The sequence below is a fragment of the Flavobacterium sp. PL12 genome (genome assembly GCF_039123485.1).
GTDB classification, from domain to species: Bacteria; Bacteroidota; Bacteroidia; order Flavobacteriales; family Flavobacteriaceae; genus Flavobacterium; species Flavobacterium weaverense.
Genome location: NZ_JBANDI010000042.1, coordinates 1 through 13,405, shown reverse-complemented (window position 1 = coordinate 13,405; position 13,405 = coordinate 1). Strand labels below are relative to the sequence as shown.

The window sequence follows — 13,405 nt, the reverse complement described above, 5'->3', positions numbered from 1 at the left end:
CTCTTCTTGTTCTTGACATAATTATGCTAATTTAGGGTTTTTAATCCTATCTTAAATCTAAACAAAAAGTTGTACCGTTTTTGGGGAGCAGCATAGAACGAATCTTTATTACTGCAAAATTACCTGACTATATCCGTGTGGGTAATGGTGATGATGTAACAGAAAAATACATTTTCCTTACTACTTCTCACGATGGTAGTGGAAGTATTACGGCAGCTTTTACACCTGTTAGAATTGTTTGCCAAAATACGCTTAACGCTTCACTTCGTAATATGAGCAATGTGGTACGCATTCGACACACTTCGGGAGCTAAACAACGTTTGGATAACGCTCACAAAGTAATGGGATTAGCAAACGAATTTAGTAATCAACTTGAGGGGATTTTTAATGAATGGGCAAAAGTAAGAGTAAATGACAACGAGGCAAAAAAATTGATACAATTAGCACTTTGTCCCAATAAGGAAACCTTACAGCATATTAAAAACGGAAATGAGGACGAAATATCCACCGTTTTTAAAAACACGGTTGAAGATGCTTTTGCCTATGCTATGACGAGCGACTCACAACAAATGGAAACAACAAAAGGCACTTTATTTGGAGCTTATAACGCAGTTACAGGCTACTACCAAAATGTACGTAGCTATAAGGATAATGAAGCCAAATTGCAATCTATCATTTTGGGCGGTACTGCACAGATAAAGTCACAAAAAGCTTTTGAACTGTGTGCCTCATTTCAAAAAATAGGTACTGACGTTTTCAACTTCAATTAAATAAATTTTAAAATTAAAGGCGACTACTCACTAAAGCAGTCGCCTTTAATTATTTTTCTTATTTTTAAGAAAAGAGTTTTTTCTAAATTTTAAGAATTTTAGAACACAACCTATTCCGGTTGCATTACTCCAAAATTTGGCTGCAAAAAGACACTCCCTTTCCTTGGTCGGGAAAGTCTTTTTGCAGGAAACGGTACAACCATTTTAGTAAAACAGCAATAGCGTAGCTTCTCATTGCTCTTGCTATTTCACCAAAAAGGTCGCGATTATTATATAGGATATTCATTATCCTATTAATTTTTACTGGACTTCTTTTCTTTCAATATAAGCGTCAAAAGAAAAGAAGCAAAAGAATGCCGCTTTATTTTATTTTCGTTTTAAACGTGTATAAACGATACCTCTTTTTGAATCATCTCTTTACTATCTTTATTTTCTCTTGAATAGCTCCACAAAAAAAGGAGTCCAAAAACAATTAGAATATAGGCTATCCATTTTCCTGTACGTTCCAGAAATAAAATAAAGACTGATTTTTCATAACTTGAAAAACCTTCTGCACCCAAAGGACTTCTTCTATAAAATTTTCTTCTGTTAATCCAATAACGAATCCCCAAACCACTTAGCAAAGCTAGAATACTTAAAACTAATGTTGAATGCATAACATGATTATTTTAGTTTTCAATTTCTAAATTTAAGAAAAATTATTTTTAAAAAAAACTCAACCTATTAATTTAAAGCTAATTATAAAAAATAAAAATATGTCGATCTAACAAAAACAGGCTCTGTCATTACGAGTGACACAGCCTGCTTTCCATTTTAATATTTTGAAATCTAATAGAAATTAATTTTCAAACAGTTCCCTTCAAAAGCATCTATTTCAGTCATGTGACTTACTGTTCGTTATTAGTTTTGACTTGACCAAATCTGAATTTTTAAGTTTTAATACCTGATGTCTGTCACCGTTTTTTTCGTAAATTTCTATTAGCAGTACTTTATCATTGGCAATAGTAAATTGATCCAGCAGAAAAACATTTGGCTCTACTGTTTTACCTTTAATTTCGCCCAGTGGCTTATAAACTTTTAGTAGACTTAACGTCCTTTCTTGTAAAACTGTGCGTTTAGCTAGCTTTTTGTCTACTACCTTGAAATCAATGAAATCGATATTAAAGGAGACATGACTGAAATTTGTAACCTGAGTATGGAAATAGAACTTGCCATCATCGATGTAGAGTCCTTTCAATAAGAATTCGATACCAAAACTTCTAGCTCCCTTATTTTTTATTATACGTTTGTCTTTTTTATATATCGTTTCCATTAAATCGCTTACCAATGAAGGCGAATTCTTTCCGAGTTCCTCAAAAAGAACATCATTTGTAGGTGATCTACTAATCCCTTTCTGCATTCCTAAAAGATTATAATTCAGATCTACAGCTAGAGGATTGTAATCCACATTGAAATTATAAAAATGGCCATCTTCGGTAATTACTGAAAAGTTAGTTTCCTCTTCAAAATTGCGCACTGAAGCTTTTACTCGTAATACATTTTCCGCATCTTCCGCTTTACTTGCAATCAAATAGTCACTTCCTAAATCTACATATCGTATTGCAGCAGGAAATAGCAGGTGCGAAGTTTTATTGTAAGTTACCTCTATTTTATATGGGTCTATTTTTTCTAAATTCAATTTTTGGGCATTATTAACAGTCACTTGCCCTTCTGATTCCGTACTGTATCCTAAAACTAAGACCAGTACTAGTATTAAAGCTTTTATTGTTGTTTTCATATTTTTTTTATTAAATTTTATCAAGGGGAGCATTTAATTTTTTGAGACTAGAAACACTTGAAGTCCTGACTTCAACGTTACTTTTGGAGTTTTCATTTTTTTTGAAAAATAACCTGATATACCTTGTACCAGACCACGGCTCAAATCGCCGGCTATTTGTTGGCCATGGGAGCTTGAAAGCATAATACTGCTTCCTGAACTTTGCCCCATATTGGCAGCCATTTCTTTTACAGTAATCATTTCGGGGGAATAGGGTACAAATAATCCTTGTTGTCCATCTAATCCATAAATAGTCAGATTAACCGGAAGAATCGTACCATCCAACTCAATGGATGTAATTTTCATTTGCAGCCTTCCTTGATTAAATTTTGAATTGGCCGTCAATACTGTACCTTGTGGAATAATACGGTTTTGCATTTTGGCAGGCTCTAACAAACGTAAACGAACATTACTTTCCACTGATACTACCTGTGTGGTTTGAATGATGGCACGAACACTATTTTTGGGTTGTGACTCTTGTTCTATTTTCCCAACTGTAAAGAATCCTCGATTGCGACTTTCGCTCCAATTGGCTATAAAAGTGCTATCAGGAAGATCTCTATGCAATGACGAAACCGCACTTTTGCTAGTGGGAACAATTGAAACAAACGACTCCTTTTGGCTGGAAGAGCTAGCAATAGTTGCCGTTTTCTCCTTTGATTGTTCCGTTGATACTGTATTCGTAGGCAAGTATTTTGCAGCCATCTGATAGGATTTTTCCATTAGCTCCAACTGGGTATCTACTGGATTCATAGGCTCTTCGTCTTTTCTAGCCAGTTGTGCTTTTAACTCATTCACTTGTTTCTGCAATTCCTGTGTCTCAGCAGTATCGTTTTCATAAAAAGTACCTAATGTCTTTTGTGCATTGCGATAACTATTCAGCGAAGTATTGTCATTAGCTTCTTTTTCATTTTCAGGACCATCATCAACTGTTTCGTGGGTGTTACCTTCACTCCAGTAATCAGAAAGCGAGCTTAGCGCATTTTGTTTTTGTTGATTTTTTTCGTCCATCAATTCTTGTTCATAGGCTTTTTGTTTATCATGCTGTAAGCCGACAGTAGAAGCTTGAGGAACTGAATCATTAAGACCTACTCCTTCTTTCTTTTTTATCTCTTCCGATGGTTTAAAAATTAAATACATACAACCAAGAAATACTATACTCATCAACGTGAATAGGATTGGCTTTTTAAATTTTTCTAATTTATTAGCTGAATGTTCTCGTACTGTATCTGTACTTTCATTTAAGTTATCATCCGTAACCAAGACTGTATTTTTTTTGTTTTCACTTTCTTTCATGTTTTCTATTTTTTATAATTAATAGTAATGAATCCCTTAACGATGCTGTGGATTCGTTCTTTTTGAGAAGAGCGTTTTCAATACGCTCAACATCCAGCTTACTGCTGTCCTTTCTGGTTTCAGACCAAATGCTAAGGGTAACAACTATTGTAAGAATCATATAACTGATAAAACAATACAGAATGTACTTGTACTGTTTCTTTAAAGAGAGCGCTCTCCAGCGTTCATCAAATTGTATTAACCATAAGTCAATATTTGTTCGTAAATTTTCCATCTTGGTTTATTTTAGCGTTCTATAATTTCTAAATCATTATTCTGCACTACAGTAAACTTTTCTATGTTGAAACCTTGCGGATTAGTATCTGAACGCACCGAATTCACAAGATAGCAGGAGGTAATTAGATTGCGTTTGGTTACATTACTAGAGCGAATAATGATTTGTTTAGCATAGGTTTTTACAGCGTAAGGATAGGTTTCGAAGTTGCACACCACACTATCTACTTCAAGTCGCTGTTGTACATTCCCTGAAATGATCCGATTGTAATATCCCTTTTCGGCTAAGTCTTTGTAATAATTAAAAGCGCTCTTGTCTGCTAGATTGAAGGCTCTTTTCACATTATTTTCTATAGCATCCTTGTCAGGTGCGAGCGTAAAAAAAAGCTCATGAAATCGGCGTACATGCTCACGAGCTTCTACAGGGCGATTGATTGAAGCATCTTGCGCCAGCGCTAGCATTAATGATTTTCCGTTATCCAATACATAAACTTTTTGACGCTGTAATTCTGCAAATCGATACGATTCCCAAATTGCATATCCTGCTACTCCAACACAGAGTACTGCAAATACTATGGCATACAGTCTTATTTGCTTGAAACTATTTTCGATATTTCTTAATGTTTTAAATTCCATTTTCTTCCATTTTAAATTGTTACTGCATTAATCTGCCTCCAATATTTCCGGCAACTGCTCCTGTACCAGCCCCTACCATATTTCCAGTTTTGGTGGTAGTTTGGTTTAGGTTTCGCATAAAGTTACCTGCTCCCCCAGCCTGAATAATCCAACCGGTTACCGTAGGAATCGTGAAGTAGCCAATGATGCCAATAATCATAAAAATGATATACACCGTACTGGAAGAATCAGGTATAAAACTGGGATCGGATAAACTGTCAATATCCTTCCGCAGTATTAACGATTGGATCTTGGACAACATCGAGCTGAAAAGGTCAGAAACGGGCAACCAGAGATACACACTAATGTATCGGGTAAACCACTGCGTCAGCGTGGACTGAAATCCATCCCAGACGGAAATAGCAAAAGCTATAGGTCCTAAAATTGATAGCACAATTAAAAAAAAAGTTCGAATCGTGTCAATGACTAGTGCGGCAGCTTGAAAAAGCACTTCTAAAAACTCTCGAAAACTGTCCCGAATCATTTTCTTTACCCCGTACATTTCTCTTTCGATATACATACCCGATATGGTTGCTAAATCTGAAGGTGTCCAGCCGAGTTCATCTAGTTTTTTATCAAATTCTTCATCCGATGCTAAATAGGCAGTCTCAGGATTTCGAAGCATTGACTCTCTTTCCAGTTGGTCTTTCTGCTGTTGTAAAACATTCAAATCCAAAACTTGGTTTTCTAAAATACTATGTGTTCCTTTTACAATTGGACTAAGCACCCCATTTAGTGTTCCTAAAACAATCGTTGGAAAAAACATGATACAGAGTCCTAAAGCAAAAGGTCTAAGTAGCGGAAATACATCTATCGGTTCTGCGCTACTAAGTGCCTGCCACACTTTTAATGCAACATAAAACAAAGCACCCAATCCAGCTAAACCTTTTGCTACTGCTGCCATATCAGCTGATAGTGGTAACATCTCGTCATAGAGCGAACGTAGTACTTGGTGTAGATTACTAAATTCCATGATTACCAATATTTTTGATTAGCAGTTCCATAAAGCTCCAATACCCTTTTACTACTGTTTGCTTTCTTAGCTCGGAGATAACTAACAGAAATATTTTTATTGGTAAAATAACGAACCAAATTGTGGTACTCTTTTACTTTTATATACACACTATCAATAATATCCATACGCTCCTTATCCGTAAGCGATAAGCTGGAAGAGTTTACAATTTGCTTTAGCTCTTTTAGAAGTTCGGTGCTTTCATTCAGTAAGATGGAATACCCATTAGCAATAGCCGTTAATTCTTGTTCATTGAAATTAGTATCGTTTAACATTTTTCCAAAATTCTTTACATACATCTCAGAAACATCACCAACAAGTAATACGGTCTGTTGAACTTTTCGAGCATCCTTCACAAGGTTGTTTACTGCCTTTAGCTTATCATAGTATTCTTTTCCTTGATTATAGACTTTTTGGACTTCTTTAAAGTTGTTAATCATGTTAGTAGCAGTGCTCGAAGTCTGTATGATCTGTCTCGCTGAATTGACTATTCCTTGAGCCAAATTCGTAGGATCTGTTACCACCCATTGTGCTTTAGCAGTCGGCATGACAGCAAATAAAATTACCATGCACACCATAATTTTTAAATTTTTCATTTTTATTCGTTTTTAAATTTTTACTATTTGTTTTCTTTTTCTCTTTTCTCAAGAGCTAACCTTTTAATGGCCTGTTCTACATTTCCATCCAGTTCTCCCGCAAGACGCATCACTTCCAACTTTTCGGTTTCTTCTGTGGTATAGGCTAAATATTCTTCAAGACTCACTTCTGTAGCATATACTGCAGAATGAGTACCTCCTAACCCTATCCAAACTTCTTTGTACAACCTATTGGGATCATTGTTCATATTGATCGAAAGTACCTGTGCTTTTTCTTTTTCAGTAAGACCAAGCATGGCTTGGATATCATCAAATTTGTTCATGTACTTCCGTTGGTCAAGGAGTATTTTACAATCCGAATTATTGATAATGCTTTCTTTGACAATAGGTGATTGAATAATATCATCTACTTCTTGGGTAACAACAATCGCTTCTCCAAAAAACTTCCGTACCGTTTTAAAAAGGTATTTGATGTATTCTGCCATTCCCTCTTTTGCAATAGCTTTCCAAGCTTCTTCAATCAGAATGAGCTTCCTAACTCCTTTCAAACGTCGCATCTTATTGATGAAAACCTCCATAATAATGATAGTCACAATTGGAAAGAGGATTTTATGATCCTTGATGGCATCAATTTCGAAAACAATAAATCGTTTGGAAAGTAAGTCCAATTGTTTTTCGGAATTCAGCAGGTAATCATACTCGCCGCCTTTATAGTAAGGTTCTAATACATTGAGGAAGTTGGCAAGGTCAAAGTCTTTTTCACGTACTTGCTTTTCATGTAATACTTTTCTATAGTCCCCTTTTACAAATTCATAAAAGCCATTGAAGGACGGAAAATCGGCAGTCTGTTTAATTCTTTCAACATAACCGCTCACGGCGTTGGACAATGCGACTTCTTCTGAACGTGTTGGTGGTTCATCATCCCGTTTCCATAATGTGAGAATCAACGTTTTGATACTTTCTCTTTTCTCAATATCGAATACGCCATCATCGGTGTAAAAGGGATTAAAGGCAATTGGATTGTCTTCGGTATAAGTGAAATAAACCCCATCTTCTCCTTTGGTTTTCCCTTTGATGAGTTCGCACAAACCTTGATACGAATTTCCAGTATCTACCAATAAAACATGGGCTCCTTGTTCATAATATTGCCTGACCATGTGATTGGTAAAAAATGACTTTCCAGAACCGGAAGGCCCCAAAATAAACTTATTCCTATTCGTGATAATACCCTTTTTCATTGGCAAATCAGAAATATCCAAGTGAATCGGTTTTCCGGTCAGTCGGTCAGCCATTTTAATTCCGAAAGGAGATGGTGAACTTTTATAATTGGTTTCCTCCGTAAAAAAACAAAGTGCTGGTTCGATGAAGGTGTAAAAACTTTCTTCACTCGGGAAATCTCCTGCATTGCCGGGCATTCCTGCCCAATAGAGTGTAGCCACATCGGTAGTATTGTGCCTTGGTTTGCATTCCATAAGTGCTAACGCACTACCAGTGTCGTTTTTTAACTGTTTTAGTTCTGCTGGATTATCAGACCATGCCATCACATTGAAATGCGCCCGAATAGAAGCATGTCCGAAAGAATGGGCTTCATTTAAATAGCGTTCGATCCATTCTTTATTGATTTGATTGGCTCTGCTATAGCGTGCCAACGAATGCATGTTTCGTGCGGATTTCTCAAACTTACGCAGGTTGTCCTCACTGTTATCCAAAAAAAGATACTGGTTGTAAATGTGATTGCAAGACAACAATAATCCGACAGGTGCGGCAAAAGACAAGAGACAATCACTCCTATCGGTGGACAGTTTTTCGTAACGAGTTTCAGCAGATACAGAACTTGGCAAATCATCGGTATCGGACAACGTATGCAAACACAATCTTTTGTTTCCAATACGAACTTCTTCCGCTCCCAAACCAATATCCTGCATTGGTGTTCCCTCCTCTCTTGATAGACTTAGGTATTGCTCCAATAATCCTTGTTTGTCATTTGTTCCTATGATGTCTTCTTCACTTAAACGTTCCAATTTTATAAAACCCGAATCATTAACGATACGCTCAAATTGCGCCACCGATTCCATAAAACGAGAAATGGTTTCCTTATCTCTTATCTCTTTTGGAATAAGTACTCCTTTGCAAAGCGAAGAGAAATTACTCTGCATTCGCATGCGCTCTTTCGTAGTTTTTGTTAAGAACAGATAACAGTAATGATTGAGAAACGGACGCTCATTGAAATGTTGTTGGTAGGATTTTGCCAAAAAACTCAAATCTTCTTTCGCGATTTCAGGAGCATAATTTTCCTTGATATACCAGTCCTGTTTGTGTACCACCATATAATCAGGCAAGGTCTTAATAGCCTTGTGCCACGCTGAATGGATTGCTTCATATTCCGCAGAGGCTACTGTGAAAAGTTCTGGTAGCTGTACTCGAAAACAAGCGGTGATATCAGCATCTTTTGAGATTATACAATTATTTTCTACTGCCAACAATGGAAACTTACTTTCCAGCGTAGTCGCTTTCGATTTATTTCTCATAGCTGGTACAATTTGGAGTTGAACTTGAAATAACGATACACAGGCTTACGACAGATGATGTATCGTGGATGTCTTTTAGTGGCTGCTTTTTTCATCAAACCGTGTTCACCATACTTTTTATTTAGTGAAAAAGTTTGCCAAACTAGTAATGACCCACCACCGATCCCGATAAACAAACACAGATAAGAATTGACTCCTGTCATATACAAGATCATTATCAGAAGAAGTATCCCGAGCAGACCGCCTGCAAATACGAACAAGTATTGTGCTTTCAGTCCTTTAAACTCTACTGTTCTTCCTATTCCCTTATTAATATTGTAAATATTCATAAGCCAATAATTAAAGGAAGAAGGAACGTAAAACAGTTGCGGCTACAATCAAAAAGATACAAGCACCAAACCAACTCGCTGCCGTCTTGCTAGTATCAGGATCACCACTACTAAACTTGTTGTACACCTTGACCCCTCCAATGAGACCCACTACTGCACCAATAGCGTAGATAAGTTTTGTAGCAGGATCAAAATAAGAAGTGACCATTTGCGTCGCTTCCGTAATTCCTGCAGTACCGTTTCCTTGTGCCATTGCACTAATTGTTGATAATACAGTCCCTACCAACACTAGTTTTTTTCTTTGATTTTCCATGATTTGAATATTTTATCATTCTGTATTCCTACGCTTTGCAGGATTTATGGACAAATATCTTTTGGAAACTGTTGTGATTTAATAAGTTGTCTTTAAATGGAGTTATTTGGCAGAGGAAGACGTGACAATTAGCTTTAGCATCGTAAAATCATTAAATTTAATTTGAAAACAAACCTATATCGTATATCGCAATATGCGATATGTTAATGTTTAAAATAGCATATTAAAGAAATAATAGCTAATATTGCATATCGCAATATGAAATATAAGGATGGTACAAACAAAAAACAGTCTCAAACCGCAAGACATAGTCATATTATTAAAAATCATTGCACTAGGCGAAAGACCTTGGTTTCATCATACTATTGCTCAAGATTTAGGTATGAGTCAATCGGAAGTAAGCCAATCCTTAAATCGTTCCAAATATGCTGGACTAATTGATAATGCCAGAAAAAAAGTAAACAAAATAGCTTTTAATGAATTTTTACTTCACGGTGTAGCCTATGCTTTTCCACAACAACCAGGAGCTTTAGTTAGAGGAATGTTAACCGCTCATTCGGCAGAACCTTTGAACAAAATAATACAAGCAAAGGATAAGTATGTATGGCCAAATGCAAAAGGTGTAGATCGTGGGCAGGCCATAGAACCCTTATACCCTACCGCCGTTGAAGCTTCCTTAAAAGACAACGATTTATACGAATTATTAACTTTAGTCGATGCCATTAGAGTGGGAAGAGTTAGAGAAAAAGAAATGGCAAAACGAGAATTAGAAAAAAGGATCCTGAATGTATAATAAAGTAATTAATCTAGCATTAGTAGCACAAGTGGCTAAAGGCTTGAAAGAACTAAATGAAAAAATGGTTTTTATTGGTGGAGCAGTAATTAGCTTGTATACCGATGATCCTGCTGCGGAAGAAATTCGTCCCACTACTGATATTGACATGACTATTAATTTAGCCAATTATTACGAATGGACACAAATGCAAGAAAGATTAGCAGAACTAAACTTCTATCCAGATCCTCAAGGACAATCCATATGTTCTTATCAGTTTGAAAATATTGCGATAGACATTATGCCTGCCGATGATAGTAGTATTGGGATTTCAAACAAATGGTACAAGCCTGGATTCAAACACTTACAACAAATAGAATTAGCCGAGGGAATTACCATTAATGTATTACCCTCACCCTATTTTCTAGCCACTAAAATAGAAGCATTTAAAGACAGAGGTAATAATGACTTTTACGGAAGCCACGATTACGAAGACATCATCTATCTTTTAGACAATAGAACAACAATAGTCGAGGAAATAATAGCTAGTGAAGAGGACTTGAAACAATACATCAAGCAAGAACTTACTTCTATTAAAAACCATCCACAAGCAAACGAAATTTTAGCTATGCACATCCATCCGCTAATTAGAGAGGAACGTTTTCAAATGTTGATGGAGAAAATAGGAACAATAATAAAATAAAAGAATTTTCATAAGCTTTTACTATTGGTATAAAAGTAAAATTAACTCTATATATGGATATAAACAGAGACGCATCAGACAAACACAAAGGAGTTAAACTGCAAAAGTTAAGAGCTATCAAATTGGCATTTGATACGATTATAGCAAATCCAAAAGCACAATTCCATTTTGCTATCGAAAGCTATGGAGATGTATTTATTTATAGTAATAAAAGAAAATTCATTGAAGAAAATAAGAACTACGAATCAAATAATTTTTCGTTTTTTAACCATCAAATATTAAATACTCTCGTCTACTTTTTAGATTACTGGCTAAAAGATACGGTAAATAAAAGCTCTAATGTAATTTTCAGCTTCTACTCAACAAACAGTATTTCTAAAGAATATAACACTAATAAAGTCAAAAGTCTAAACATTGAATTACCTGAGCAACCTATTCTTAATCTTCTTATAAATAAAGAATGGGATTCCGAAAATAATCTTATTACAATATGCAAAAAAATTATATTAAATGAATATGAAGATCAATATAAAGGAAAGAATAATAACTATTTAAAATTAGAAGCATTTTCAAACCAAGAATGGGAATCTTTTTTTAGTCAATTTATTTGGAATTTTGACATGCCTGCAAATGATGATATTACAAAGGAAGTATATATATTGATAAATAAATATGCAACTGTCAAGAATTTAAATATTAATAATAAAGAAGCTTTTATTTTAGCAATGTTAAAACAAAAGCTAGAAGATAAACAAGACGAAGACGATACAGCAAATCGTTTTTTAAGTGATGAGTCAGTAGAATTAATTTTTCATCAAATAGCAAATCAACCTATCAATAAGAACCTATATAAATATGTTGATTTTGATTATAACATATTTGTACAAAAAATTAAAGATTTCACTTCTGTCTTTCTAAAAGAAAAATATTTTTCTGTAAATAACAAGACAGATCTTCCAAAATTTTTAAACAGAAATATAAAAAAGCATAACTCAGAAATAAAAATACAAACGTCACATCTAGAAGAGACTAAACCCGATAATTTAATCAAAAATGTTATTGTAGGAAATATTGATAGCTTCATTAATAATCTACAACCTATTTTCCTTTTTGGAGAAATTGGAAGTGGCAAGAGTTCTATAATAGCCCAGTACGTAATTGAGAAAAACAATGAAGAAGATTTATGTTTATTGATTCCTGTTAATTTTATAAAGGGAAGAGTGACGTCTGATTTTATATCATTATTTGATTGTATAAATCATTTTATTAATTCTAACATCTTAATTCAGGATACTTTTTTCAATTTTGATTTTATAATAAATAACAGAGCTATTATTATAGTTTTTGATGGATTGGATGAGCTAAACAATCAAGAAGCAAGATATATTCTTAGACACTTAGAAAAGTTGAATAAAGATTATTCTGATATAATTATTATTGCGACAGGAAGACCAATAGAAATGCAATCAATTATTAATTTCAATGATTGGAATTGTCTAACCACAATAGATTTAACGGAAAATGAAGTATTAGAAATTCTTATTAATGAAGCAATCGCAACAAATATTCCTTTAAGTGATGCAACAAATGATGCTATAAAAAGGCTTGATTTCTTAAAAAGCAGAAATGAATTATCTTTAATATCCAAAACCCCATTAGTTGTTTGTTTACTTAGAGATTTTTTAAAAGAAGGAGTAGAAGAAGAAACTTTAGGCACGTTAATGTATAAAGTTTTAATGAAAAGATTAGAATGGGACGAAACTGATTTAAAAACAAACTATTTAAATTTCTTTAACGAATTTCCAACTGCTTTTCAACGTGAAAATATTATTGCTATCATTGCTGAAAATATTTTTTTATCCCAAAGCAAACAAATAACTAATATTCAACTCTCACAAATAATCACAGAGAGTTTAGAAAATGTAGAGAATAAAAATAAAATTATATCCGAAGCTATTCTATTCTATAAAAACCTGTTTTTGCAATTAAATGCTAACTCTTATAGCTTTATATCGCAACCATTATTAGAAATAGCTTATAGTGTTAAATTAGCACAAAATGTAAAACTTGAATCTTTTTCAATAGATATAACCGACCACAACTGGAGACCTTTATCTTTTGCCATTGCAATAAACCGTTTGAAAGGATATATTAAAGAACATAATCAAACAATATCTAAGACATTAAAAAAATTATTGATTTATGAAGACAATATACCAATAGCAGCTGTTTTGACCCCTATAAAACAAGAGTATTATTCTAAATTTCGATTTTTAATTACGCTGTTAATTTTTTCATCATTATTAAGTGTTTATCAGAGTT

The 13,405-nt window shown here is 34.3% G+C and carries 13 protein-coding genes and 1 pseudogene; 4 read left to right on the top strand and 10 right to left on the bottom strand.

Annotated features, from left to right (window positions below; all coding sequences use genetic code 11):
- Positions 1–95: 95 nt before the first annotated feature.
- Positions 96–770, top strand: a pseudogene (locus RCH19_RS14400) (DUF932 domain-containing protein); the annotation flags it as partial.
- A gap of 124 nt (positions 771–894) precedes the next feature.
- On the opposite strand, the gene RCH19_RS14395 reads toward RCH19_RS14400, so the two are convergent.
- From RCH19_RS14395 to RCH19_RS14350, 10 genes are all read right to left on the bottom strand, one after another.
- A complete protein-coding gene (locus tag RCH19_RS14395) occupies positions 895–1,056 on the bottom strand; it encodes a hypothetical protein (RefSeq protein WP_343023809.1) in 162 nt (53 codons plus the stop codon).
- A 91-nt stretch (positions 1,057–1,147) separates the two neighbouring features.
- Positions 1,148–1,426 (bottom strand): molybdenum ABC transporter permease, encoded by a 279-nt coding sequence (locus RCH19_RS14390; RefSeq protein ID WP_343023808.1) that lies wholly within the window; start codon positions 1,424–1,426, stop codon positions 1,148–1,150.
- Between the two features lie 218 nt (positions 1,427–1,644).
- Positions 1,645–2,547: a conjugative transposon protein TraN gene (gene traN, locus RCH19_RS14385; protein WP_343023807.1), complete on the bottom strand. Its 903-nt coding sequence runs from the start codon at positions 2,545–2,547 to the stop codon at positions 1,645–1,647.
- A 33-nt stretch (positions 2,548–2,580) separates the two neighbouring features.
- Positions 2,581–3,882: a conjugative transposon protein TraM gene (traM, locus tag RCH19_RS14380; RefSeq protein ID WP_343023806.1), complete on the bottom strand. Its 1,302-nt coding sequence runs from the start codon at positions 3,880–3,882 to the stop codon at positions 2,581–2,583.
- Between the two features lie 285 nt (positions 3,883–4,167).
- A complete protein-coding gene (traK, locus tag RCH19_RS14375) occupies positions 4,168–4,791 on the bottom strand; it encodes a conjugative transposon protein TraK (protein WP_343023805.1) in 624 nt (207 codons plus the stop codon).
- Between the two features lie 19 nt (positions 4,792–4,810).
- Positions 4,811–5,803: a conjugative transposon protein TraJ gene (gene traJ / locus RCH19_RS14370; RefSeq protein ID WP_343023804.1), complete on the bottom strand. Its 993-nt coding sequence runs from the start codon at positions 5,801–5,803 to the stop codon at positions 4,811–4,813.
- A 2-nt stretch (positions 5,804–5,805) separates the two neighbouring features.
- Complete coding sequence (locus RCH19_RS14365) at positions 5,806–6,438, bottom strand: DUF4141 domain-containing protein (RefSeq protein ID WP_343023803.1); 633 nt, start codon at positions 6,436–6,438, stop codon at positions 5,806–5,808.
- Positions 6,439–6,461: 23 nt separating this feature from the next.
- Positions 6,462–8,966, bottom strand: a complete 2,505-nt coding sequence (locus RCH19_RS14360; protein WP_343023802.1) for a TraG family conjugative transposon ATPase — start codon at positions 8,964–8,966, stop codon at positions 6,462–6,464.
- The gene (locus RCH19_RS14355) at positions 8,963–9,295 is read right to left on the bottom strand and encodes a DUF4133 domain-containing protein (RefSeq protein WP_343023801.1); all 333 of its coding nucleotides are present in this window, start codon (positions 9,293–9,295) and stop codon (positions 8,963–8,965) included. The genes RCH19_RS14360 and RCH19_RS14355 overlap by 4 nt, the downstream gene beginning before the upstream one ends.
- Before the next feature lie 10 nt (positions 9,296–9,305).
- Positions 9,306–9,608, bottom strand: coding sequence for a DUF4134 domain-containing protein (locus tag RCH19_RS14350; protein WP_343023800.1), 303 nt, complete (start codon positions 9,606–9,608; stop codon positions 9,306–9,308).
- 271 nt (positions 9,609–9,879) lie between these two features.
- On the opposite strand from RCH19_RS14350, the gene RCH19_RS14345 reads away from it, so the two are divergent.
- From RCH19_RS14345 to RCH19_RS14335, 3 genes are all read left to right on the top strand, one after another.
- Positions 9,880–10,401 carry a hypothetical protein gene (locus RCH19_RS14345; protein WP_343023799.1) on the top strand — a complete coding sequence of 174 codons (522 nt, stop codon included), beginning with the start codon at positions 9,880–9,882 and terminating at the stop codon, positions 10,399–10,401.
- Positions 10,394–11,083 carry a hypothetical protein gene (locus RCH19_RS14340; protein WP_343023798.1) on the top strand — a complete coding sequence of 230 codons (690 nt, stop codon included), beginning with the start codon at positions 10,394–10,396 and terminating at the stop codon, positions 11,081–11,083. Before RCH19_RS14345 ends, RCH19_RS14340 begins: the two co-directional genes overlap by 8 nt.
- A 53-nt stretch (positions 11,084–11,136) precedes the next feature.
- The coding region (locus RCH19_RS14335; protein WP_343023797.1) for a hypothetical protein at positions 11,137–13,405 on the top strand (2,269 nt) is incomplete at its 3' end.